The organism is Paraburkholderia phosphatilytica (assembly GCF_003443895.1).
Taxonomy (GTDB): Bacteria; Pseudomonadota; Gammaproteobacteria; order Burkholderiales; family Burkholderiaceae; genus Paraburkholderia; species Paraburkholderia phosphatilytica.
Window position 1 is genome coordinate 22,825 of the sequence record NZ_QQOA01000045.1, and the last position, 24,906, is coordinate 47,730.

General features: G+C 65.1%; 21 protein-coding genes. 6 read left to right on the plus strand and 15 right to left on the minus strand.

The genetic code is table 11. The annotated features are described in order from the left end of the window. Window positions 1-46: 46 nt before the first annotated feature. From DVS29_RS31140 to DVS29_RS31180, 9 genes are all read right to left on the minus strand, one after another. Window positions 47-1,003, minus strand: coding sequence for a LysR family transcriptional regulator (locus tag DVS29_RS31140; RefSeq protein WP_240655887.1), 957 nt, complete (start codon window positions 1,001-1,003; stop codon window positions 47-49). A gap of 180 nt (window positions 1,004-1,183) precedes the next feature. Next, window positions 1,184-2,206, minus strand: a complete 1,023-nt coding sequence (locus tag DVS29_RS31145; protein WP_118184379.1) for a porin — start codon at window positions 2,204-2,206, stop codon at window positions 1,184-1,186. A 79-nt stretch (window positions 2,207-2,285) separates the two neighbouring features. After that, on the minus strand, window positions 2,286-3,098 hold the full coding sequence (locus tag DVS29_RS31150) for an ABC transporter permease (protein WP_240655888.1): 813 nt from the start codon (window positions 3,096-3,098) through the stop codon (window positions 2,286-2,288). A gap of 2 nt (window positions 3,099-3,100) precedes the next feature. Further along, a complete protein-coding gene (locus DVS29_RS31155) occupies window positions 3,101-4,012 on the minus strand; it encodes an ABC transporter permease (RefSeq protein WP_205962549.1) in 912 nt (303 codons plus the stop codon). Beyond that, the gene (locus DVS29_RS31160; protein WP_205962550.1) at window positions 4,009-5,091 is read right to left on the minus strand and encodes an ABC transporter ATP-binding protein; all 1,083 of its coding nucleotides are present in this window, start codon (window positions 5,089-5,091) and stop codon (window positions 4,009-4,011) included. The genes DVS29_RS31155 and DVS29_RS31160 overlap by 4 nt, the downstream gene beginning before the upstream one ends. Before the next feature lie 17 nt (window positions 5,092-5,108). Then, a complete protein-coding gene (locus tag DVS29_RS31165) occupies window positions 5,109-6,161 on the minus strand; it encodes an ABC transporter substrate-binding protein (RefSeq protein WP_164708030.1) in 1,053 nt (350 codons plus the stop codon). 80 nt (window positions 6,162-6,241) lie between these two features. Next, on the minus strand, window positions 6,242-7,258 hold the full coding sequence (locus DVS29_RS31170) for a histone deacetylase family protein (protein ID WP_118184415.1): 1,017 nt from the start codon (window positions 7,256-7,258) through the stop codon (window positions 6,242-6,244). A gap of 11 nt (window positions 7,259-7,269) precedes the next feature. Then, on the minus strand, window positions 7,270-8,643 hold the full coding sequence (locus DVS29_RS31175; RefSeq protein ID WP_118184382.1) for an MFS transporter: 1,374 nt from the start codon (window positions 8,641-8,643) through the stop codon (window positions 7,270-7,272). Between the two features lie 151 nt (window positions 8,644-8,794). After that, complete coding sequence (locus DVS29_RS31180) at window positions 8,795-10,153, minus strand: aminotransferase (protein WP_118184383.1); 1,359 nt, start codon at window positions 10,151-10,153, stop codon at window positions 8,795-8,797. Window positions 10,154-10,476: 323 nt separating this feature from the next. On the opposite strand from DVS29_RS31180, the gene DVS29_RS31185 reads away from it, so the two are divergent. Beyond that, entirely contained in the window at window positions 10,477-11,283 is an 807-nt protein-coding gene (locus tag DVS29_RS31185; RefSeq protein WP_118184384.1) for an IclR family transcriptional regulator, read from the plus strand. A gap of 107 nt (window positions 11,284-11,390) precedes the next feature. Here the strand turns inward: DVS29_RS31185 and DVS29_RS31190 are convergent, their stop codons facing one another. From DVS29_RS31190 to DVS29_RS31200, 3 genes are all read right to left on the minus strand, one after another. Next, complete coding sequence (locus DVS29_RS31190) at window positions 11,391-12,740, minus strand: MFS transporter (RefSeq protein ID WP_118184385.1); 1,350 nt, start codon at window positions 12,738-12,740, stop codon at window positions 11,391-11,393. 77 nt (window positions 12,741-12,817) lie between these two features. Further along, window positions 12,818-14,434, minus strand: a complete 1,617-nt coding sequence (locus DVS29_RS31195) for a GMC family oxidoreductase (protein ID WP_118184386.1) — start codon at window positions 14,432-14,434, stop codon at window positions 12,818-12,820. Window positions 14,435-14,445: 11 nt separating this feature from the next. Beyond that, window positions 14,446-15,882, minus strand: a complete 1,437-nt coding sequence (locus tag DVS29_RS31200) for an NAD-dependent succinate-semialdehyde dehydrogenase (RefSeq protein ID WP_118184387.1) — start codon at window positions 15,880-15,882, stop codon at window positions 14,446-14,448. A gap of 323 nt (window positions 15,883-16,205) precedes the next feature. Here DVS29_RS31200 and DVS29_RS31205 point away from each other — a divergent pair, with 323 nt between their 5' ends. Genes DVS29_RS31205 through DVS29_RS31225 form a run of 5 tightly spaced genes read left to right on the plus strand, consistent with a single transcriptional unit; the run spans window position 16,206 to window position 20,238 of the window. Continuing rightward, window positions 16,206-16,595: a cupin domain-containing protein gene (locus DVS29_RS31205; RefSeq protein ID WP_118184388.1), complete on the plus strand. Its 390-nt coding sequence runs from the start codon at window positions 16,206-16,208 to the stop codon at window positions 16,593-16,595. Beyond that, window positions 16,592-17,374 (plus strand): HpcH/HpaI aldolase family protein, encoded by a 783-nt coding sequence (locus DVS29_RS31210; protein WP_118184389.1) that lies wholly within the window; start codon window positions 16,592-16,594, stop codon window positions 17,372-17,374. The genes DVS29_RS31205 and DVS29_RS31210 overlap by 4 nt, the downstream gene beginning before the upstream one ends. Continuing rightward, window positions 17,371-18,303, plus strand: coding sequence for a DUF6282 family protein (locus DVS29_RS31215; protein WP_118184390.1), 933 nt, complete (start codon window positions 17,371-17,373; stop codon window positions 18,301-18,303). Before DVS29_RS31210 ends, DVS29_RS31215 begins: the two co-directional genes overlap by 4 nt. Window positions 18,304-18,335: 32 nt before the next feature. Continuing rightward, window positions 18,336-19,172, plus strand: coding sequence for an IclR family transcriptional regulator (locus tag DVS29_RS31220; RefSeq protein WP_118184391.1), 837 nt, complete (start codon window positions 18,336-18,338; stop codon window positions 19,170-19,172). Between the two features lie 13 nt (window positions 19,173-19,185). After that, window positions 19,186-20,238 carry a beta/alpha barrel domain-containing protein gene (locus DVS29_RS31225; protein ID WP_118184392.1) on the plus strand — a complete coding sequence of 351 codons (1,053 nt, stop codon included), beginning with the start codon at window positions 19,186-19,188 and terminating at the stop codon, window positions 20,236-20,238. A 351-nt stretch (window positions 20,239-20,589) separates the two neighbouring features. On the opposite strand, the gene DVS29_RS31230 is transcribed toward DVS29_RS31225, so the two are convergent. From DVS29_RS31230 to DVS29_RS31240, 3 genes are all read right to left on the minus strand, one after another. After that, a complete protein-coding gene (locus DVS29_RS31230; RefSeq protein ID WP_118184393.1) occupies window positions 20,590-22,149 on the minus strand; it encodes a DHA2 family efflux MFS transporter permease subunit in 1,560 nt (519 codons plus the stop codon). A gap of 12 nt (window positions 22,150-22,161) precedes the next feature. After that, on the minus strand, window positions 22,162-23,334 hold the full coding sequence (locus tag DVS29_RS31235; protein WP_118184394.1) for an HlyD/EmrA/EmrK family protein: 1,173 nt from the start codon (window positions 23,332-23,334) through the stop codon (window positions 22,162-22,164). A 65-nt stretch (window positions 23,335-23,399) separates the two neighbouring features. After that, window positions 23,400-24,896, minus strand: coding sequence for an efflux transporter outer membrane subunit (locus tag DVS29_RS31240; RefSeq protein WP_118184395.1), 1,497 nt, complete (start codon window positions 24,894-24,896; stop codon window positions 23,400-23,402). Window positions 24,897-24,906 lie beyond the last annotated feature (10 nt).

The following is a 24,906-nucleotide window of genomic DNA, read 5'->3' on the forward strand; positions in this document are numbered from 1 at the left end:
CTGGGAACGCTCGCTGCGTGAATCGCGATGGCAGAAACGCGTGGGGTCAATGACAGAGAAACTCGACGAGCAGACGCGTTGCGGCTGACATGTCGTCTTCGTCGCGAACGCACAGCTTGTGCAGACGGTTGGCCCAGGCCTCGTCGAGCGGCACTTCGGCGATATGCATCGCCGCCGCGCGGCCGGTCACGAAGTAGTCGGGCACGATACCGATGCCGAGCCCGGCCTGCGCCATCCGGCACACCGCGTCGAACCCGGCGACGCGGATCCGCGAGCGCAGCGTGCGGCCTGCCTCGGCCGCGAGCCGCTCGGTGAGATTCTGGATCGAGCTGTACGGCTCCTGAAGGATGATCGAATGGTCGAGCAGATCGACGAAACGCACGTTGCGCTGGCCGGCGAGCGGATGATGCTCCGGCACGACGACGACGAGCCGGTCGACGTAGCACGGCATGACCCGCAGCCCGTCCACCGGCTGATCGCCCCAGTAGATGCCGAGTTCGACCGCGCCTTCGCGGACGGCCTGCACGGCGCCCGTGCTCGTGTCAGGCTGCAGCTCGACGGTCACGTTCGGGTAATCGCGCATGAAGCGGCCGAGCGCATCGGGAAAGAAGCCGAACAGCGCGGATTCGTTCGCGGCGGCCCGGACGTGCCCCCGCGCCCCGTTCGATACGCACGAGAACTCGCTCATCTCGACTTCGAGCTGCGACAGGTCGCGCAGAATCCGCCGCGAGTGCCGCAACAACGCTTCGCCTGCAGGAGTCAGCGATACGCCGCGGCGATGCCGTTCGAGCAGCGGCACGCGCATCGCATGTTCGAGATCCGCGATCCGCTTGCTGACGGCGGACGGTGCAAGGTGTTCGCGCTCGGCCGCTTTCGCGATACTCCGTTCCTCGACGATCGCGATCAGCAGCTTCAGCGTGACGAGGTCGACACGCGCCGCAAGATGACTGCGAGAGTCGACGGTGTTGCCGGCTGCGGCAGCTTCGGACGGCGAAAGCATCATGTCCCTTCCCGGTCAGATCGACGCGCGCCGGACCGCGTCCGGTGTCGCGCCGCTTACGTAACGTCAGGCGTTGCGTATCGTAACCAGAAAACGGCAAGCGGGCCATCCGGGCAAACTGCATGGACGAAGCATGTCGCGATGCGTCGATGCGCAGCGCCGTTCATCACGGCGCCGCGCCGCTCAGAAGCGATGCACGATGCCCAGCTGGATGCCGCGCGCATTCGCGCCGTTGAAGGCCAGCGGCAAACCGGCGTTGGCCGCGCCTGCCAGCGTGTAGTCCGCGCGCCCGTGGTTCTGCAGGAACGAGACAGCGCCGTAGAGATTGGTCCGCTTCGACACCGTGTACGTGTACAGCACGCTGAACTGTCTTGCGCTGTCGCCCGCGGACGTGCGGTCGGTCAACTGCGCCCAGCCGGCAGCGACGTAGTTGGACGGGTTGATCTGATAGCCGACGGAAAGACCATACGTGTTCGCGTCGAGGGCCAGCTCATCCCACTTCGCCCACGTGTAGGCGCCGTAGAACGTGAACGATCCGAGTGCATACGACACGCCCGACAGGATGGTCCGGTCGGTCGCGACATTCGCGGTGTTGTGAAGTGCCTGACCGGCCACGAACGCGGAGAACGGTCCGTGATCGTAGGTCACGTCGAACTGGTAGCTGGAGCCCGCACTGCGCAGTCCGCCCGCATTGCCGAGACCGACGAAGACGCTGCCCTTCAACCCATAGAACGACGGCGAAATGTACGACACGGTGTTGCTGGTTCGAATGCCGTAGGTCGTGATGTTGTCGAGGCCCGACGCCTGCGTGACCGCGCCGAAGGCGTCCATGCGGCCTTCGTCGATGAAGAGCGGCGAGTTCTGCCGGCCGGCGCGGACTTGCCCCCAGTTGCCGGAGAGACCGACCCACGCCTGCCGGTTGAACAGCGAGCCCGACGTGGCGAACGCGCCGGTGGTCGGCAGGAAGCCGTTCTCCAGTACGAAATTGACTGCGTTGCCGCCGCCAATATCTTCCGAACCCTTGAGGCCGAAGCGGCTCGCCCACTGTCCGCTCGACCCCATCGCGGCCGTATAGCCCTTCCCCGTGTCGACGTACTGGACGAATTCGTCGACGATTCCGTAAAGCGTCAGGTTGGATTGCGCGTGAACGACATCTGCGTAGCCAGCAGCAGCAGCCGCAATACATATAGTAGTTCTAATCTTCATGATTTTACCGATTCAATGGGTTTAAAATTTCCGTTATGGTGCGGTCCTGCTTCTTTCCTTTCTCCTCCGGCGCGCGGACCTATTCGCCAACCTTGCGGCGCGCGAGGCGCTGCGCGACGATCAGTGCCGCGGTCGAAACCACGAGCAGCAGGGTCGAGATTGCCGCGATGGTCGGATCCTGCTGGTCCCGGATGTTCTCGAACATCAGGCGCGTCAGCGTGGACGTGTCGCCGCCCGAGACGAACAGCACGATCACGGTTTCGTCGAACGAAGTCATGAACGAAAACAGCAGCGACGAGTAGATCGACGGTGCGATCTGCGGCAGCGTGACCTGAACGAATGCCTTGAGCCGGCTCGCGCCGAGACTCCTCGCCACCCGCTCCTGGCTCATGTCGTACGTTTCGAGTCCACTCCCCACCGTGATCACCACATACGGCAGCGCGAGCAGCGTATGCGCCAGCACGAGGCCTTCGACCGAGTTGTTCAGGCCTAGCCGCGCATAGACGAAGAACACGCCGACCGCGATCAGGATGACCGGCGCGATCATCGGCAGCATGTAGATCGTGCGGATCGCCATCGCGAGCCGGCCGTCGAGTTGCCGGATCGCGTAGGCACCCGCGGTACCGAGCGACGTGGCGAGCACGACGGTCGCGAACGCGACCTCGATCGAGATGCGCGCGCCGTGCATCCAGTCTTCCGAACCGAGGAAGCTCCGATACCAGCGCAGACTCAGTTCACGCGGCGGAAAGTGCAGGAAGCTGTCGGCGGACAGCGACATCGGTATGACGAGCAGGCACGGCACCACGAGAAACGCGAGTACCGCGCCGCACAGCAGGTACAGCCACGCACGCTGCCAGTGCGTGATCTGCGTATCGGTCGCTATCATCTGCATGTTTATCTGCCTCCGTGCGGACGGCCGAACCGGACCAGCGCGTGAATGGACATGGACACCGCGAGCGCGATCAGGACCAGCACGACACCCGTCGCGCTGACGAGCCCCCAGTCCCCTTCCGTAGACAGCGTGGTCTGGATCTGCATGGCCATCACGTTGACGTTGCCGCCGCCCAGCAGGGCCGGCGTCACGTAGTAACCGAGCGAGATCACGAACACCATCACGATGCCCGCCGACAACCCCGGCAGCGTCTGCGGAAAGAACACCTGCCGGAACGCCTCGCGCGGCGTCGCGCCGCAGCCGGCCGCGGCCTTCATCAGCGCCGGGTCGATCGAACGCATGGCGCCGTAGAGCGGCATGATCAGCACGGGCGTCATCACGTGCGTCATCCCGATCACCACGCCCACCAGGTTGTTCACCAGATGCAGCGGCGACGACACGATGCCGTGGCTCACCAGGAAGGTATTGACGATCCCGTTGCGCTGCAACAGCACGAGCCACGCGTAGGTGCGCACGAGTGTCGAGGTCCAGTAAGGCAGCACCACCGCCACCAGCAGGATGCCGGCGATGCGGCGCGGCACCTGGCACAGCAGATACGCGACCGGATAGCCGATCAGCGCCGCGCCGAGCGTGACCATCGACGACACTTCGAGCGTCGTCGCGATCGAATGCAGGTACACGGCGCCGAGCAAGGTGCGGTAGTTGACGAGCGACCACTGACCGCCGTCATCGAGCAGCGACTTCGCCACGAGCCACGAAAACGGAATCAGCAGCAGCACGCCGACCAGCAGCAGGCCCGGCAGACTCAAACCGAATACGCGCGACCGGTCGGCGAGTTCGAGGCGCCGCAGCGCGGCTTCGTTCAGCGGCCGGTTCATGTCGACGAGGCGCACATCGTTCGTCGCGAACTTCATGCATCGTCTCCGACCAGCACGAGGTCTTCCCGCGCCAACGCAACCTTGACGCGATCGCCGCTTGCGTACGGCGAGCGCCCCGCCATCGCGGCGCCGGATGGAACCTGAATCCTCACTTCGTGCCCACCTTCCAGTTCGACATACACGACGTCCGTGTCGCCGCGATAGAGCCGGTCGCGCACTTTCGCATCGAAGCACAGCGCGCCGGATGCGGGCGCGTCGACGATGTCCAGCGTCTCGGGACGCAGCGCCATCCACAGGCCGCCCGGTCCCGCTCCGCGCGACACGGACGGCTGCACTTCGGTCTCGTGAAACCACGCGCCCTCGCCGACGCGCCGCAGCGGCACCATACAGGTCTCGCCCATGAACTCCGCGACGAAACGACTGCGCGGATAACGGTAGATTTCCGTCGGCGCCCCGACCTGGGCGATCGTTCCGCCGTTGACGATCGCGATACGGTCGGACATCGTCAGCGCCTCCTGCTGGTCGTGCGTGACATTGATCGTCGTGGTGCCGAAGCGTTCGTGCAGCCGGCGAATCTCGATCTGCATGCGGTCGCGCAGCTGCTTGTCGAGCGCCGACAGCGGCTCGTCGAGCAGCAGGATGCGCGGCTCGAAAATCAATGCGCGCGCCAGCGCGATGCGCTGACGCTGTCCGCCGGACAGCTCGTGAATGCCGCGCTGCCCGAAGCCCGACAACTGGACCACCTCCAGCATCTCGTCCACCCGCCTGCGCCGCGCCGCGCCCTCCACGCCGCGCAGCTTGAGCGGATAGCCGATGTTGTCCACGACACTCATGTGCGGAAACAGCGCGTAGTTCTGGAACACCATGCCGATATCGCGCCGATGCGGGGGCATCGTCAGCATCTCGACGCCGCCCACGGCGATGGAACCGGAACTGGCGCGCGTGAATCCCGCGAGCACCATCAGCAGCGTGGTCTTGCCGCTGCCCGAGGGTCCCAGCAGCGTCAGGAACTCGCCGGCGCCGATATCGAGCGACACGTTGTCGAGCGCCTTGAACGACCCGTAGGATTTGCTGACATTCCTGATCGCGACCGCCGCCTTCATGATCTGCCTCACGTCGTCTCGGTGACTGGTTACTGGGAAATGAGCGCCTTGTATCGCGCGGTAGCGGTCTTCTGGTTGTCGCCCTCGCCCCACCACCGGCCATCGATCCGGATCGACGTCTTCACGTTCTGCGGACTGGAGTTCAGATCGGCCAGCTCCTTCGCACTGAACTGCTTCACGTCGAACGCATGAGCGTTGGTCGGACCGTATCCTTCGAGGAACTGCGGAACATTCGCCTGAAGCTGCGGCGACACCATCAGCGCGATCATCTTCTGCGCCGCCGCCGCGTGTTTCGCACCCTTCGGGATCGCGAGGCAACCCATGCCGAGCACGTTGTCGACGCGGGAATACGCAACGGGGGCCTTGTCGCGCAGCACGGGAACGATCCGGCTACCCCAGATCATCTCCATGTCGACTTCGCCGCTCTCGATCAGTTGCGCCGACTGCGCGCCGCTCGACCACCAGACGCTGACGGCGGGCTTGAGCTTCTGCAGCGAGCGGATCGCGCGATCGACATCGAGTGGATAGAGTTTGTCCGGTTGCACGCCGTCGGCGAGCAGCGCGATCTCGAGCGATTCGATGGGTGCGTCGGACATCGCGCGGCGACCCGGGAACTTGACGACGTTCCAGAAATCCTGCCACGTACGCGGCGGGTTGCTGCCGTATTTGTCGGTGCGGTACGCAAGCAGCACGCTGTAGTAGTTGCTGGCGATCCAGTCCTTCGACCACGCGTTCGACGACAGCCCATCGGTCTTGATGACGTGGTAGTCGAGCGGTTCGAACAGTCCCTGCGCGCTGCCGGCCGCGCATTCGTCGGAACCGAGATTGACGATGTCCCAGGCCGGACTGCCGGACTGCACCTGAACGCGTACCGCGGTCAGACCCGGCGTCGTATTCTGGACGAGGGACAGTCCGAGTCGTTCAGCGGCCGGCTGCGCGAGCGCGTCCACCATGCCCTTCTGGTATGCACCGCCGTATCCGGCGAATGTCACCGTTTCGCCCGCCATCGCGGGACCGTGCATCCCCGCCAGCGCCAGGACTGCCGTGACCGCGATCCTGCTCCAGCTCATCCGTTGTTCCATGCCGAACTCCTGAAATCGAAAAGTAATCTGCATAACGAAACATTGACGTGGGACCTTGCACCATGAGTTGCCAGGCCCGCCTAAAACCATGCCCGCAGCACGCTCCGCAGGTTATCGCCCAGGTCTGGGGCCAGGTAACCGCCTTCCTGGACCAGCACGGTCGGCAGTTCGAGCCGGGCAAGTTCGGCGCCGATACGGCCAAAACCCTGCTCCGTGATCTGGAAGTAGGCGAACGGATCATGCCGCGATGCGTCCAGACCGAGCGCAACCACCAGCGCTCCCGGCCGGAAGTCGCGGACCCGGCTGCAGGCGATCTTCAACGTATCCAGGTACGCGTCGTCGCCCGTTCCTTTGGGCAGCGGAAAGTTGAGATTGCATCCCGGCGCGCCGGCGGCGCCCCGCTCGCTCGCGCTGCCCGTGAAGAACGGGTACGCGACGGCCGGGTCGACATGAAGCGACACGGTCAGCACGTCCGGGTCGGCGTAATAGATGCTCTGCTGGCCGTTGCCGTGGTGCACGTCCACATCGATCACGGCAACGCGTCCAAACCTCGTGCGCAGCCGCTCGACCGCAACCGCCACGTTGTTCACGTAGCAGAAGCCGCCGGCGCGTTCGCGCTCCGCGTGGTGTCCGGGCGGACGACACAGCGCATAGGCCACCCGATCGCCGCTCACCACGACATCGGCGGCATGATGCGCGGCATGCGCACTGCGCAGGATCGACTTCCAGCTGCCATCGGAAACGGGCGACGTGGTATCGGCAACGTGAAAACCGCAGCGCCCCACGATCGACTCCGGATACACGCTCGCCTGCCCCGACGGATGAAAGCTCGGCACCATCGGACCTGTTACGCCCGTCGCACGACGCCACGCGTCGAGACCGTGCTGCAGGAACTCGATATACCTCGCCGAATGGACCGGTTCGACCGACGCGAGCCCGAAATCGTCCGGCGTAACCGGCGTGCATCCGGCATCGAGCGCGGCGGCATGCAGCACCGCGGCACGCTGGGGATGCTCCGTGTAGTCGACCGCGCGCCCGTGCACGACGAACGATCCCGGATCGTGGTCGCGCTGGCTGTCGCAGTAGAAGACTTTCATCGGCGTCACCCTTACGCGATGTTCCGGCGAGCCGCCGGCGCACTTTGCATGCGGCCATCCACGCTTCTGCGCGTCGCCATCTGGAAGCGGCGAGCCGGCACGAGCAGCAAGGCCGCGATGCCCGCCACCTGCACCACGCACAGCACGTAGAAGCCCGGCGCGAACCCGCCCGCCAGCGTCCTCGCGTAACCGATCATGAACGGAATCGCGTAGCCGCCGATGTTCCCGCCGATCGTGACCATCGCGAGCGCGGTGCCGGCGGCGACCCCGGAGAACAGCGTGGCGGGCACCGACCACAGTACCCCCGACGCGGTCTGCGCGCCCACCATCGCCAGCGTCAGTCCGATCATGCCACCCAGCAGGCTGCCCGCCGTCGCGCCGGCAATTCCAAAGCCGGCGACGGAGAGCAGCATCGGCGCGATGGCGTGCCAGCGACGCTCCTGCACGCGATCCGAGCGCCGCGCGACGAGGATCATGCAGACGCCCGAGAACACATAGGGAACCGCCGACAGCACACCGACGCGCGACAGATTGGCTACGCCCGCGCTGCGAATCACTTGCGGGAGCCAGAAGCTGACGCCGTAGGCGCCGCCCAGCAAGGCGAAATTGGCGATCGCCATCAGCCAGATAGACGGACTGCTCAACGCGTTCGCGACGCGCGACGGCCGCACCATGTCGAGCATGCCCTCAGCGCTCTCTTGCGCCGATGCATGGACCCGGCGTCGTTCATCCATCGAGAGCCACGCGGCATCGAGCGGATCGTCCGGCAGCCAGCGAAACGTGAAGAGCGCGAGCACGATGGCCGGCACCGCTTCGACGATGAAGAGCCACTGCCAGCCACGCAGGCCCCATTGCTGCGGAACCGCCTGCAGTATCCATCCGGACAGCGGACCGCCGAACATGCCGCCGAAGGTCAGCCCAAGGAAGAAGATCGCGCAGACCTGCGAGCGAAGCCGGGGCGGGAACCAGTACGTCATGTACAGCATCACGCCCGGATAGCAGCCGGCTTCCGCGATACCGAGCAGCACGCGCATCACGTAAAACTGGGGCTGGTTGGCAATGAACGCCATGCCCGCGGAAACCGTCCCCCACGCGAGCATGATGATGCCGAGCCAGCGCCGTGCGCCGAGCCGCTGAAGGATCAGATTCGCGGGAATCTCGAACGCGCAGTAGCCGATGAAGAACAGCCCCGCGCCGGTGCCGTACGCCAGATCGCTCAAACCGATGTCGCCCGCCATCTGCAGCTTGGCGAAGCCGATGTTCACGCGGTCGACGAAGGAAACGACGAGCAGCAGCACCAGATACGGAAGCAGCCGCAGCGCGATGCGGTTGTAGAGCTCGTCGTCCCGCTCGTTGTCAAAACCCGTGCGACTCAGCAGTCTCATTGCAGTGGTATCCAGATTGAAGCGGTCCGCCGGGCATCGACACCCGGCATCCCGCAACTGCGTTTATGTTTCTTTATACGTAACGTCGTTTCGCTATAAGAACCATCGTGTCCAGCCAAAAACACCCTGTCAACCGGTTCTTGCCATAAGGCTAGCGCACGTGCGCGGTCGCCACTTCGTCGAGGCTTTCCGACAGCGCGGACAGCAGCATCTCCACGTCATCCGTCGACGAAATCAGCGGCGGCGCGCACAGGATCGAATTGCCCAACGCGCGCAGCATCACGCCGCGGCGAACCAGTGCGTCCGATACCCGTTGCGGGATCTGCAGCGCGGGATCGAACGGCGCGCGCGTGCGTTTGTCCGCGACGAGTTCGAGCGCGCCCATCAGGCCGATGCCGCGCGCCTCGCCGACGAGCGGGTGATCGGCGAGCCTGCGCAGGCCGGCCTGCAGGATCGGCGCGGTCGTGCCGACCCGCTCGAGAATCCGGTATTCGTCGTACAGCGCGAGCGTTTCGAGCGCGACGGCGGCCGCGACCGGATGCCCGCCGTACGTAAAGCCGTGGCCAAAGCCGCCCAGCGCATCCGTCTGGCTCGCGATCGTCTGATACAGCGTCTCGTTGACGAGCAGCGCGGAGATCGGCTGATACGCGGACGACAGCCCCTTCGCGCAGGTCAGCATGTCAGGCTCCAGGCCGAACGCCTGGGAACCCCAATAGTGCCCGGTACGCCCGAATCCGCAGATCACTTCGTCGACCACGAACAGAATGTCGTGACGGCGCAGAACCGCCTGAACCTTGTCGAAATACCCCGCCGGCGGCACGATCACGCCGCCGGTTCCCATCACCGGTTCGGCCACGAATGCGCCGATCGTGTCCGCGCCCTCCTTCAGGATCAGTTGTTCCAGTTCGTCGGCGAGCCGCGCGGAAAAGGCCTCCTGCGTCTCACCCTCGCGCCCTTCGCGATAGAAGTGCGGGCAGGTCACATGCAGCATCTCCGGCAGCGGCAGGCCCCAGCCAGTCTGCATGTTCGGCAATCCGGTCAGGCTCGCGGCCGCCACCGTCGTGCCGTGATAGCCGCGCCGGCGGCCGATGATCCGGCGTTTGCCCGGCCGCCCGCGCGCCGCCTGGTAATACCAGACGAGCTTGATCGCCGTATCGATCGCTTCCGAGCCGGAGCTCTGGAACATCACCTTCGACATCGGCGCCGGCGCGAGATCGAGCAGCCGCGTCGCCAGCTCGATCACCGGCCCGCTGCTGCGGTGCGCGAACGTTTGTTGATAGGGAAGCTTCAGCATCTGGCGGTACGCGGCCTCCGCGAGGCGTCGCTCGCTGAAGCCGAGCGACGCGCACCAGAGTCCGGACATGCCCTCGAAATAGCGGTTTCCGTCCGCATCGACGACCCACGGACCATCACCCGACTCGATGATCAAAGGTCCTTTTTCCTCATGGTGACGCAGGTTGGTCTGTGGATGCAGATGATGGGCGATGTCGAGCCTGGAAAGTGAATTCATGGTGTGCTCAGGTTGAACGTAAAAGTCGTGATGCAACATCACTTGTGTTTCGCATTACGTTACCATGTTTCTATATGCGGTACATAATCGTTTGTCCTGGGATCGCGTGTTTCGCAGCGGGAGCGCGCGACACCGACAGCGATCGCCGCGGATTCGCGGCGCCGGCTCGTGGCCGGAACCGCATTTGCGTGACGGTCCCGCCGCAGGCTGGACCGTTGTGATATATGTGCTCTGCGCCGGCGAGGCCGCAATCGCGGCCGGCGCGCAGAGTCGTTACCCATCGACGCGCACGCCGGCGCGTCGGGCAAGAGGACTGCGTGAAGATGGACGATGAAAAAAACAGAAGCGGCGTCAAATCCGTACAGATGACGTTCGACATACTCGAGAAGGTCGTGGGGGCCGCCGACGAGATCGGCGTGAGCGAACTCGCGGCGCAGTTGAACACCACGAAAGCCACCGCGTTTCGCCACGTGCAGACGCTGATGGAACTCGGCTATCTGGCACAGAACCCGGTGACGTCGCGCTACCGTCCTGGGGTCAAGGCCTATCTGCTCGGCCAGTCCGCGGGGTCGCGGATCGACCTGCTGGGCGCGGCCGAAGCCGCGATGCGCGACCTGCGCGAGGAGCTGGGGCTGTCCGTGGTGCTGTCGAGCCTCGGCACGCGCGAATTGACCGTGCTGGCCACCGTGATCGGCAAGGCCGCGCTCGAAATCGGTGTACGGCCCGGAACCAGTCTGGCCTTGCATGCGAACGCCCAGGGTTATGTCGCGCTGGCATTCGGTCATCCCGAACTGCACGCGCAACTGAAAAGACAGGAACTGATCCGCTACACGCGCTACACGGTCACCGACCTCGCACGCCTCGAGTCGATCGTTCGCAAAACCCGCGAGACCGGTTACGCAATCGCCTTCGAGGCCGAAACGCTCGGCATCAGCGCGGTCGCCGCGCCGATCCTCGACAGCAACGCCCAGGCGGTCGGCACGCTCGCGCTGGTCGGCAGCGTCCAGTACATTCCGAAAGATCCCGGCGAGGGCATCATCGCCCCGCTGCAACGGACCGCGCTGCGGATCTCGTGGAATCTCGGCTACAAGGGAGCCGATCTGCTGCCGGCCGGTCCGGAACGTCGGTAGCGCGGGCTCGCGGCGGTGGCCGGCGAATGGCGCTCCGGGTAACGATCGTCAGGTATCCCGACGATCGTCGCGCGAGGTCATGCTGCGTGAAGGCCGCCAGTTTTCCATCAGATGGGCGTGTCTCGCAGCGCACCGTCGTCCATCGCGCGCGGCCGCTGACGAAGCTGAGGCACGCAGGCCATCGCGATCGCACCCAGCAGGGTCACTGCGGCGAGCGCATAGAGCCCGCTTTCGAGGTGCCCGGTCCGGTCGCGCAACCAGCCGATCAGAAACGGGCTCGCGTAGCCGCCGAGGTTGCCGATCATCGCCATCAACGCGATCGCCGCGGCGGCGGCCTGCCCCGTCAGCAACACGCCGGGCAGCGCCCACAGCACGCAGAAGCCCGACAGACCGCCCGCCATGGCCACGCTGAGGCCGATCAGCGACAGGTACGGCTGTGAATGAAAGCAGGCGCTGAAGGCGAGCCCCGCGGCCGACAGCAACGTGCAGACGGTGCCGTGCCAGCGGCGCTCGCGGGTCCTGTCCGAATGGCGGCTGACCAACAGCATCACGACCGCGGCCACGGCAAACGGCACGGCCGCGAGCAGGCCCGTCACCGTCAGACTGCGGATGCCGAGATTCCTGACGATCTGCGGCATCCAGAACGACACGCCGTAGGTGCCGCACAACAGCGTGAAGTTCGTCACGATCAGACACCAGATGCCCGGATTCGAAAACGCCGCGCGAAAGTCGTGGCGAGCGCCGTCGAGTTCGCTCGCCCTGCGCTCGGCTGCGAGTTGCGCGGCGACCCGTGCGTTGTCGTCGGAACTCAACCAGCGGGCGTGCCCAGGTCCGTTATCCAGATAGCAGTACGTCACGATGCCGAACACGATGGCGGGCGCTCCCTCCAGCAGAAACAGCCATTGCCAGCCCGCCAGTCCGCCGACGCCCGCGAAGGTCTGCATGATCCAGCCCGACAGCGGACTGCCGAACACGCCGGCAAGCGCGATGCCGAGATTGAAATACGCCATCGCCTGCGAGCGCGCACAGGCCGGAAACCAGTAGGTCAGATACAGCACGATGCCCGGATAGAAGCCGGCTTCCGACACGCCGAGCAGAAAGCGCAGCAGGTAGAACGACCGCGGCGAGTGCGCGAACATCATGCACGCCGACACGATGCCCCATACGACCATGATGCGGGCGATCCAGAACTTCGCGCCGATACGCTGCAACATCAGGTTGCTCGGAATCTCGCACAGGCAATAGCCGATGAAGAACACGCCCGCGCCGAAGCCGAACGCCGTATCGTTCAGGCCGATGTCGGTGGCCATCTGCAGCTTGGCGAAACCGACGTTGACGCGATCCAGGAACGAAATGATGTAGAGGAAAAACAGGAACGGCAGGATGCGGCGCGCGATCCGGTTGTAAAGCGTCCAGTCGCGCGCGGACTCGAAGGTCGGGCGGGAAAGCAGATTCACGTTGTCTCCTGTGCGATGTTGTAGCACCGGATGCGCGGCTCTGCGGCCGGGTCGCATCCAGCGTCGTGTGTTCAGTGTCAGGCGGCCTGGCGCTCGCCCGCCTGCTGCCTGCCGAGCATGAAATCGGCGCACCGTTCGCCGATCATGATGCTCGGCGCGTTGGTGTTGCCGCTGACGATCCGCGGCATGACCGAAGCGTCGGCCACCCGCAGTCCTTCGAACCCGCGCACACGCAGTTCGGGCGAAACGACCGCGAGCGGATCGACGCCCATCCTGCAGGTGCCGACCGGATGGAACACCGTCTTCGCGACCGTGCGCACGTAGTCCTCGTACACCTGCTGCGGGATCGCATCTTCGTCGCCATCCGGCAGCATCAGCATGCCGTCGAGATGGCGCGCGAGCGACCGCGCGCGCATGATGCGTCGCGCGAGCCGGACGCCTGCGACCATCACGCGCAGGTCGTCCTCATGCGACAGGAAACCCGCATCGAGCGAAAAGCTCGCCTGCGGATCGGCGCTGCGCAGCCGCAGCGTGCCGCGCGACCTGGGACGCAGCGCGCACGGATTCAGCGAAATGCCGTGACCGCCCGGCGGCGCGCGATCGACGTCGCCGGTCAACGCCGGCACCACGTGGAACTGCACATTGGGACGACCGCAACCGGTCGCGTCGACGAACGCGCCGCTCTCGATCACGTTGGACGTCAGCAGTCCCCGCCGCGCCGCGACATATTGCAGCCCGTGACCCAGCGCCTTCACGCCCCGATCGTGCCCGAGCAGGCTGACCGGCCGGCGGGTCCGCGCGTACACGGATGCCGCGAGATGGTCCTGGAAATTGCGCCCCACACCGGGCAAATCGTGCCGCACGCCGATGCCGACCTCGCGCAGATGCACGCCATCGCCGACGCCGGAGAGCATCAGGATCTTCGGCGTGGCAAGCGCGCCCGCCGACAGCACGACCTCTTCGCGGCAGCGATATTCGTGCAGACTCCCGTCGTCGGCGCGCACCGCCACGCCAATCGCACGGCGCCCGTCGAACAACACGCGCTCGACCTGCATGCCGGTGCGCACGACCAGATTGCTTCGACCTCTTACCGGCCCCAGGTATGCGACCGCCGCGCTGCAGCGCCGGCCCGCATCGGTCGTAGTCTGGTAATAGCCGACACCTTCCTGGCGCGGTCCATTGAAGTCGTCGGTGAACGGCACGCCGCTTTCCATCGCGGCACGCACGAACGCCTGGCTCAACGGATGCCGGTACACGCCGTCGCTGACCTTGAGCGGACCTTGCGTACCGTGCAGCGGCGCTCCGAGACGACGATTGCCCTCCGCGCGCAGGAACACCGGCAGCACGTCGTCCCAGCTCCATCCCGTGCAACCGGCCGCGGCCCAGTCGTCGTAGTCCTGCTGCTGGCCGCGAATGTAGATCATCGCGTTCACCGAGCTGCCGCCGCCGAGCGTGCGGCCCTGCGGAATGAAGACTTCGCGGCCGTTCACATGCGCCTGCGCATCGGTGCGATACATCCAGGTACGCCGCGTGCCGTGCACCCGGATGAAGGTCCCGGGAATATGGATGAACGGATGGTTGTCGGGCGGTCCGGCTTCGAGCAGCAGCACACTCCGGCCGGCCTGCACCAGTCTTGCCGCGACGGTGCAGCCAGCCGAACCGGCGCCCGCGACGATGTAGTCGAAGGTGTCCATTCGCGCGTCCGTCAGAGGCCGATCTGGCTGACGAACTTCGGCTGAAGGTACGCGTCCAGTCCCTCGCTGCCGCCTTCGCTGCCGTAGCCGCTGTCCTTGACGCCGCCGAACGGCGTTTCCGGCGCGGCAAGACCGAAGTGATTGATCGACACCATCCCGCACTCCAGATCGTCCGCGAGGCGCGTCGCCGTCGAGATGGAGCGCGTGAACGCAAATGCGGCGAGCCCATACGGCAGCGCGTTCGCACGCGCGAGCACTTCGTCGAGCGTGTCGAAGCGCAGCATCGTCGCGATCGGACCGAACGGTTCGTCGCGCATCACGCGCGCGTGATCCGGCACATCGGCGAGCACGGTCGGCGGGTAGAAGAAGCCGCCCTTGCCGTCGAGCCGGCCGCCGCCGGTGCGTACCGACGCGCCAGCCGACTGCGCGTCTTCGACGAACGATGCCATTGCATCGACGCGGCGCGCGTGGGCAAGCGGACCCATCTGCGTGTCCGCGGCGGCGCCGCTGCCGGTCACGAGGCGCGCGGCGCGATTCGAGAACGCGTCGACGAATGCGTCGTACACGCCCGACTGCACGAAGAATCGCGTCGGCGACGCGCAGACCTGTCCGGCATTGCGGTACTTCAGGCCGACCCCGAGCGCGACCGCCGCATCGACGTCGGCGTCGTCGCAGACGATGAACGGCGCGTGACCGCCGAGTTCGAGCGTGCAGCGCTTCAGATGCTGCGCGGCCAGCGCGCCGAGCGCGCGGCCCACCGGCACCGAGCCGGTAAACGACACCTTGCGGATCACGTCGGAACGGATCAGGAACGACGAGACCTCCGCCGGCACGCCGAACAGCAGATTCAGCACGCCGTCCGGCACGCCCGCGTCCCGGAACGCGCGGCATAACTCGATGCACGACGACGGCGTTTCCTCGGGCCCCTTCGCGATGATCGAACAGCCCGCCGCCAGCGCGCCTGCGATCTTGCGCACCAGTTGTCCGACCGGGAAATTCCACGGGCTGAACGCCGCGACCGGGCCCACCGGCTCGCGCAGCACCACCTGTCGCGCGCCGCGCTGCCTCGGCGGAATCAATCGTCCATATGCGCGCCGTCCTTCTTCCGCGTACCAGTCGACATGGTCTCCCGCGCTCGCCGCTTCGAGTCGCGCTTCGGCGAGCGGCTTGCCCTGCTCCCGCGTGATCAGCGCGGCGATCGTGTCAGTCCGTTCGCGCAGCAGATCGGCCGCGCGGCCGAGCACTTTCGCGCGGTCGTACGCGGAGGTCTTGCGCCAGACCTCGAAACCGCGCCGCGCGGCCGCGAGCGCCAGTTCCATGTCGCGTTCGTCGGCGAGGCCGAGTTCGCCGAGCGCTTCGCCCGTCGCCGGATCGCGCACCGTCGCCCGCTGCGCATGCCGGCCGGCACGCCATTCGCCGTCAATCAACAAAGGGGTATTCAGAGTCATCTCGCTTCCTGGCTGGATCCTGGCGGATCCGGGTTGGATCCTGGTTGGAGGGGCCGACGGGTCGGCCTCGTCATCGCATTGTGTTTTCTTTATCGAAACACGGTTCTTTTACGCGACACATGCTAGACACTCGATCCGAGCCATGTCAAGCACTGGTTTCCAGGTATAAATCCCGACCCTTCGATTCGGCAGGATCGCTTGACCGCGGCGCGCGGTCCGCCCTAACATTCTTTTCATTGAAACATTGTTCTTTTGAAGAAAATAACACCGCATGGCGAAATGGCTTCCGCCATGCGGCCCGAACCTGCAGGAGAAAGCGTCAGATGAACCTTCAGAACCTGCTTCACAACTGGAATGACCTGCCTCGCGAAGTCGTACGCAAAGGCGTGGAACGCGTCGGCTTCCGCGGCGACGACGTCATGTGCGTGATGAACTGGCTGACCCCCGGCATGACCGTGTTCCCCCACAGTCACACCTTCGAGCAGCTGGTGATCATCGTGCAGGGCCGGGTGCGCTTCCATCTCGACGACGAGATCGTGGAAGGCGGTCCAGGCACGATGCTTCGGATTCCTCCTCATGTCGTGCACTATGCGGAACCGCTCGGCGACGAAGTCGTGCTGAACCTCGACGTGTTCGCGCCGCTGCGCGAGGACTACCGCCATCTGGTCGACTATCAGGCCGGCGAGTTCGCCGAAGCGGAGGCGTCGAAATGACGGCACGCACGTTCCGCCAGCGCCTGCTCGGCGGCGGCGCGCCGCTCGTGAGCTCGTTCATCAAGACCGGGCACTACCAGCCGGTCGAAGTGGCCGGCGTGGCCGGGCTGGACGCGGTCGTGATCGACGCGGAGCATGCCGCGTTCTCCGTGTCCGATCTCGATGCCTGTCTGATGGCGTGCCGCGCGGCCGGAGTCGCGGGTCTCGTGCGCGTGCCGGACACGCGGCCTGCGACACTCCTTCAGGTGCTCGACATGGGCGCGGAAGGCGTGCTGATGCCGCACGTGCGATCCGCGCGGGACGCGGCGGAGATCGTGGCCTGCACGCGCTATGCGACGGGTGTGCGCGGCTTCTCCAACTCCGCGCGCGCCGGCGCCTACGGTGGCGTGCCGATGCGCGAGCACATCGTCCGTCAGGACGAATCGGTCAGCGTGATCTGCCAGATCGAGGACGCGGACGCACTGGAGCAACTCGACGCGATCGCGGCGGTGGACGGCGTCGACTGCCTGTTCGTCGGGCGCGCGGATCTCGCTGTCTCGCTGCGCGCGTTCGATCTCGACCATCCGTCGGTCGCCGCCGGCACGCGCGCCGCCCTCGCGGCCGCCACGCGCGCGGGCAAGGCCGGCGGACTCTTTCTCGGCGACGGCCGCGACGTGCCCGCCTGGCTCGCCGCCGGCGCATCGCTGTTCGTCATTGGTTCGGACCAGTCCATGCTGCGCGCGGGATGGCGGCAAACCGTGGACGGCGTCCGAACCGCACATTCAGAGGAAATACGATGAACGACATCACACTCGAACGAACCACAACGCAGGAAGACGCCCAGGTCGACCGGCTCATGCAGGGTGCGATCGATCTGCATTGCCACAGCGGCCCGTCGGTAATGGCCCGCTATCTCGATCACGTCGAGGCGATCCGGGAGGCGTCCGCGTCGGGACTCAAGGCGGTGCTGCTGAAGGATCACTATTACTCGTGCACCCCCGTCTCGTATCTGCTCAACAAGCACTTCGCCGATCTCGGCGTGCATGTGATGTCGGGCGTTCCGCTGAATAACGCAGTCGGCGGCCTGAACGTTCACGCGGTCGAACACGGCCTCAAACTGGGTGCGAATCTCGTCTGGATGCCGACGTTCTCGTCGAAGAACCACATCGCGCATCATCACCAGGACAAGCAGTTCGACCAGAAATTCCCGCAGACCACCCAGCGCATGTTGCAGCCGATTCCGCTCACCGTGCTGAACGACGACGGCAAGCTGAAGGACGAGGTACTCGCGATCCTCGATCTGATCGCGGAAGCCGACGTCGTGCTGTCCGGTGGACATCTGAACATCGCGGAAATCTGGCCGCTCTTCGAGGAAGCGCGCAAGCGCGGCGTCAAGCGCCTGCTCGTCAACCATCCGACCTACGTCGTGGACGCGTCGCTCGACGACATGCGTCAACTGGCGAAGGAAGGCGTCTACATGGAGCACTCGATGTGCATGTGGGTACCGGGCTCCAAGTTCAAGTTCTACGATCCCGAATTCCTGGGCCAGGTGATCGAGGCGGGCACGGTCGATCTGACCATCCTCGGTTCCGACCTCGGCCAGAAAGGCAATCCGACCATCGGCGACGGTTTTCGCAGCGTGATCCGCACCGCGCTCGATATCGGTTACAGCGAGACGGACATACGTAAAATGACGTCCGGAAACGCTGCCCGGCTGATGAGAATCTGAACCGCGCCGGGCCTAAACGGGAGAGACAGGCAATGGCAACGCAAAAGGCGCGCGTTCAGGAGGCGGTGGAAGGTCCAGCCGTGCTGGAATCGGTCGGCATCGTATTCAGGCTGCTGGACGAAATGTCGTCGGCCCGACGCCCGATGGGTGTCACCGAGCTTGCGCAGATCGTCGAGGAACCGAAGCCGCGTGTCTATCGTCACCTCGCATCGTTGCGCCAGCTGGGTGTCGTCGAACAGGACCCCGTGAGCGAGAAGTACCGGCTCGGCGCCCGGCTCGTGATCTATGGTGCCGCCGCGAGCGAGCAGTTCGATCTACGTACGCTCGCCGATCCCTATCTCACGCAGATTCGCGACGCGACGGGGCAGACGGCGCTGCTGTCGGTGGCGACCAACGACACGGCGCTCGTGGTCGCCACGGTCGAGTCCAAGGCAAACGTCTGCATCTCCGTGAAACCCGGGAACCGCGTCCAGCCCTATTGCTCCGCGCAGGGGCGCATCGTCCTCGCTTTCTCGGACGAGGCCAGCCAGCAGCGCGTGATGCGCCGCAAGATGCCGCCGCTCACGCCGCTCACGATGACTGATCCGGACAAGCTCGCGGAGCGGCTCGACCTGATACGCGCGCGCCTCTACGACGATGCGGATGGCGAAGTGACCGTCGGCATCAACGCGCTGTGCTGTCCGATCTTCGGCATGAACAACGTGGTGCTCGGGACGATCGGTATCGTTGGCTCCAGTGGCGAAGTGGTGTCGCCGCCCGACCCGGGCATTCTCAAGCACATCCAGAGCGCCGCCGCAGCGTTGAGTGCCCGCCTGAATGGCGACGCGTACGAGCACACGCTGGCGGCGCACAGAAAAAAACAGAAATAGGGCTGATCGCCTCATGAACGACAGACTGCATACCCGCGTCGGCAACATCGCACTGAAGAACCCGGTCATCTGCGGTGCCGGCGAGCACACGATGACAGGCGACGCGATCCGCGCCGCGTTACGGCATGGTGCGGCAGCGGTCGTTGCGAAATCGACCAACGAGTCGCAGGCGGCGAAAGACCAGCTCGACCGGACCGACTATGCGTTGTTCGACGCGCACTGGAATCCTGTGCCGTGGCATACGGCGGAATCGAGAGACGCGACGTTGTTCTGCCGCTCGGGTCTCGTGCAACGCGAGTTCGACGGCTGGCTCGACGAACTCGCGGCGCTCGACCGCGAAGCCGCCGCCAGCGACGCGTACGTCATTCCAAGCCTGATCCTCAGCGATCTGGAGCAGTGCGCGCGTTACGCCGCGCAGATCGAACAGGCAGGGTTGCGCGTACTGGAAGTCAACATCGGCGCGCCACATGGCGAGGAAGCGTCGAAAGGCGCGATCCGACTCGAACGGGACGCGGCGCGGATCGCAACGATCGTGTCGCGCCTGCGCGCCAGCACGCGTCTGCCGTTATGGATCAAGCTGACCGGACAGAGCGAGGACGTCACGGGCATCGCAGCGGCAGCACAGGCTAGCGGCGCGGATGCGGTGGTGTTGATGGGGCGCTTCATGGGTTTTCTGCCGGACCTCGAATCGCAGGCACCGGTGCTTGGCACCAACGCGGCCATTGGCGGCGGATGGTCTCTGCCGCTCACCGCGCGATGGATTGCGCTCGCGCGACGGCGTCTCGGCGCTGCGTATCCGCTGATCGCGACCAATGGCGCGCGCAACGGTCTCGACGTCGCGCGCTTTCTGCTCGCCGGCGCGACGGCAACGGAGATGACGTCCGCGGTGTTCACAAGCGGATATGCTGCATTGAGCGATGCCATTGCGGAACTGAATGCCTATCTCGACTCGCGCGGGCAGTGTGCGAGCCGGATACTGGGGCGCGCGGCCGACCAGATCGAAAGCTATCAACAGCAGGAGGCTCGCCCGGGTCACTGGCGGTGTTTCGCTCCGGCGAGCGAATGACTGGTATCTCACTGCAAGACGCGAGTGCGGAAGCGGATGCCTGGCGGCTACCTGGCTTATATCAATTTTTGCCGCTCACTACCGTCACCAACCACGAGCCCTTGATGTACCCGCGATCCCGCATCACGCTGCCTGTAAATTATCGAGTCGCAATCGCGCATTCGACGCATACCGTCCGCCATACCGTCATTTTGCGGCACACAATGGCCCGGCCGCCTCCGGAATCTTCAAAAATTTTGCTTCTATATCAACGACTTAGAACGAAACGACCAACAAAAAAATCTTTACATCAATCATCGCAAGTCATTGATTTTATTGGGAATCTTTTACCACCCACTCCCGATCATCCGTTCAGTGCGCAGCCGCGACCGCGTCGCTTGAACCTCCCGCCTTGCCCGGCTTGGTGATCCAGATCAGCGGAATGATGATGATCATGATGATCGCGGCGCCGTAGAACACATCGTTCAGGCCCAGCATCGCGGATTGGGTCTGCACCGTGTGATCGAACAGCGCATACGACGCGTTGCTGTTCAGTCCGAGCAGCGAGTGATACGTGTCAAGTTGTGCGATGAACGCCGGGTTGGTCGGGCTCGATTGCTGCGTCAGGATTTCATGGTGCATGATGGTCCGGTTGTTCCACACCACGCCGGCAAGCGAGGTGCCGATACCACCGAAGAACATGCGCGCAAAGGTCGACAGGCCGGCCGCGGCGGGCACCTTTTCAGGCGGCTGCCCCGACAGGATGATCACCGTCAGTGGCGCGAAGAACAATGCCATGGGAATGCCCTGCAGCAGCGTCGGCAGGATGATGTAGCCTTCGCTGAGGTCCGTATAGAAGAACGTGCGCATGTAGTAGACCACCGCGAAGCCGATGAATGCGAGCGTGCCGATGATGCGCGCGTCCGAACGTGGCAGGATCTTGCCCATGATCGGCGCGCCGATCACCGCAAAGATGCCGAGCGGCGCAGTCGCGAGTCCCGCATCCACCGCGCGGTAACCCAGGTACTCCTGCATCCACTGCGGCAACAGTACCAGCGTGCCAAAGAAGATCGCATACGCAATGGCGATCGAAATCGTGCCGCCCAGAAAGTTGCGATCCTTGAAGAGCGTCAGGTCGACGACGGGGTTCTTCTCCGTCAACTCCCACACGATGAAGAACGCGAGCCCCACGACGGCGAAGATGCTCAGGATCACGATCGTGCTCGACGAGAACCAGTCGAGATCCTTGCCCTTGTCGAGCATCACCTGCAGCGACGCGACCCAGACGATCAACAGCCCCAGTCCGACGATGTCCACCGGCAACTTTCTGGTTGGCGTATCGCGATGCCGGTACAGGATCCATACCATCGCGGCCGCGAACAGCCCGACGGGAATGTTGATATAGAAAATCCACGACCAGCTGTAGCTGTCGGTCACCCAGCCGCCGAGGGACGGCCCGATGATCGGCCCGGTCACGACGATCATCGAAAAGAGCGACAGCGCGAGCGACGACTTCGCCTTCGGCCACGAACTGAGCAGCAGCGCCTGCGACATCGGAATCAGCGGCCCGGCCACGGCGCCCTGCAGTACGCGCGCCGCCAGGAGTACCGGCAGCGACGGCGCGATGCCGCACAGCCACGACGCGAACGTGAACAGCAGAATCGAGCCGACGAAGAGGCGCACCTGCCCGAGCCTCTGCGTGAGCCAGCCAGTCAGCGGAATCGAGACCGAATTGGCCGCAGCGAACACAGTGATCACCCACGTGCCTTCATCGACCGAGACGCCGAGATTGCCGGAGATGGTAGGAATCGCGACGTTGGCGATCGACGAATCGAGCACAGTCATGAAGCCCGCGAGGCCCACGACGAACGAGCCGAGCGCGAGGGTCGCCCCCGTCAGCGGGGGATGGGCCGGTTGGTTGGAGGTAGTCATGATCGTGGCCGCTCACTCGTTGGCCGCGATGATCTTCGCGATCGCGGTATCCGCTTCATCGCCGTACTTGGCGAACACATCGGTCTTGTAGGCCGAAACAGGCGTAGCCGTGTCGGGCGGATCGCCGGCGACGTCTTTCACGTCGACGTCCGCGTTCATCGAAAGGCCCACGCGCAGCGGATGCTTTTCGAGTTCCGCCGGCGGAATCTCGATGCGCACCGGCAACCGCTGCACGACCTTGATCCAGTTGCCCGTGGCGTTCTGCGCCGGCAGCAGCGCGAGCGCCGAGCCCGTGCCTGGCGTGAAGCCCGCCACCTTGCCGTGATAGATAACCCTCGAACCGTACACATCGGCGGTCAATGCGACTGGTTGCCCAATGCGGATATGGCGCAACTGCCACTCCTTGAAGTTCGCATCAACCCACACCTGATTGAGCGGCACCACTGACATCAGCGGCGTGCCCGGCGACACGCGCTGCCCGACCTGCACCGTGCGCTGCGCGACATAGCCGCTCACCGGCGCGGGCAGCGTGGTGCGCGCGTACGCGAGGTAGGCGTCGCGCACACGCGCGGCGCTCGCCTGCACGTCCGGATGGTTCGCGACCGACGTATTGGCGGTCAGCGCGCGATTCGCGCCGAGCTGCTGGCGCGCCGCGTCGAGCGCGGCCTGCGCCGAGCGCACGGCATCGCGCGCATGGGAGATCTCTTCGTCGGACACCGCGCCCGTCATGCCGGTCGCGAGGCGGCGCCGTAAGTCGTCTTGCGCTTTCGACAGGTCGGATTCGCGCTGCGCGATGTCCGCTCGATACTTGTCGTCGCCGACATAGAGGCCGTGGACCTGGCGCACGGTCTGGCCGAGATTCGCCTCCGCCTGCTGCAGCGCGATCTTTGCGTCGGCCGGGTCGATCTGCACGACCGGTTCGCCCTGCTTCACGATCCGCGTGTTGTCGGTGTTGACGGCGACCACGGTGCCTGAAATCTGCGGCGTGATCTGCACGACGTTGCCGTTCACGTAGGCGTCGTCGGTGTCCACGTGGTATTGGGCGTCCAGGTAGTAGTAGGCGCCGTAGGCAGCGCCCGCCATCGCAAGCGAGGCGGCGAGCAGCACAAGCAGCGCTTTGCGTTTTCCCGATTGTCTGGATTGCCTGGTCGGCGCATCGGCCGGCTTCGTTTGAGGTGCGTTCATCGATAACTCCAGCAAGGTTCGAGGTGAGCCTTCGCGCGGTTGTGCGCGGCGGCGGATGGGTGCATTCATTGGGTCGTGGTGCCGCTGGCAGGCGCGGGAATCGGCGTCGCGAGGCCTGCGCCCGATGCGTCGAAACCGCCACCGAGCGCCTTGATCAAACCGATCTGCGTACGGCGGCGGTCCATCTCGAGATCGACAACCGCGGACTCCGCGGCGAGCCGGTTGTCGTCCGCGTTCAGCACCTGCAGTTGCTCGTTCAGACCTGACCGGTAGCGGACCACTGCGAGCTGATACGCCTTGCTCTGCGCATCCAGCGCCTCGCGTGCGTAGACGAGCTGACGGTCGTCAGAATGGATCTGCGTGACCTGCGTTGCGACGTCGGACAGCGCGCCGATCAGCGTCTGGTTGTAGGTCGCGACGTCGTAGTCGAGGTCCGCATAGCGGCCCTTCAACTGCGCGCGCAACGCGCCAGCGTCGAAAATCGGCAGATGGATCGCGGGCGCCAGCTGGAACTCGCGGCTGCCAGCCGTCAGAAACCGTCCCCAGCCGAATGCATCCAGTCCCGCAGCGGCGGAAAGATTCACGTCCGGGAAGAACTCGGCCTTCGCTTCCTTCACATCCTGCGTGGCCGCGTCCACCTGCCAGTACGCCGCGACGATGTCCGGGCGGCGCGACAGCAGATCGGCCGGCAGGTCGTCGGGCAGCGCGACGTTGTTGCCCTCGCCGAGGGTCGGATTAGTGATCTTCAGGCCACTGTCCGGCCCCGCGCCGAGCAGCGCGGCGAGCTGGTAGCGCACGATCGTGATCTGTCCGTCGAGGTCGCCGACACTCGAGCGGCTCGTCGCGGTGTCACCGTTAGCGGTCTGCCGCTCAACGTCGGTGTCGAGTCCCGCGCTCACGCGTCCGGCCGTGATACGTCCGATGACCTCGCGGTTCTTCACTTCGCGAACCTGGATGTCGCGCAACGCGTAGAGCTGGGCCAGATGGTTGTACGTGCTCGCCACCGACGCCGCCAGCGTGATGCGCACCTCCTCGGCTTCGGCATCGGCAACCTTCTGTTGCGAGACCGCCTGGCGCAGGCGGTCCCGGTTCTTGCCCCACAGGTCGAGATCCCACGAAGCGCCCGCGAGCACCGTGTTTTCGGTCTGCCACGTGCCGCCGTACGGCGGCGGCACGATCGAATTGCCGCTGTAAAGCTGGCGTGTCGACGAAAAGCTGCCCGTCACATTCGGATAGAGCTTCGAATTGGCGCTACCCACGTAAGACGACGCCTTCTCGATGCGGGCGCGCGCCTGTTCGATGGTCGGATTGCCCTTCAACGCGTCGTCGATCAGCGCAGGCAACTGCGGGTCGCCGAACTGCTTCGCCCAGTCCATCGCTGGCCACTGGCCGCCCTGGGCAGGCAGGCTCTGCTGTGTCTCGAACTGCTCAGGGGGCGCAATGTGCTGGTCGCTCTTGATGCCGCCGTAGTTCACGCAGCCGGCGAGGCCAATCGCCGCGACCGCCGCGGCAATCGATGCCATCCATGCTTTGACGCGCGGCTGGTGTCGTTCGTGTTTCATCATGGTTTCC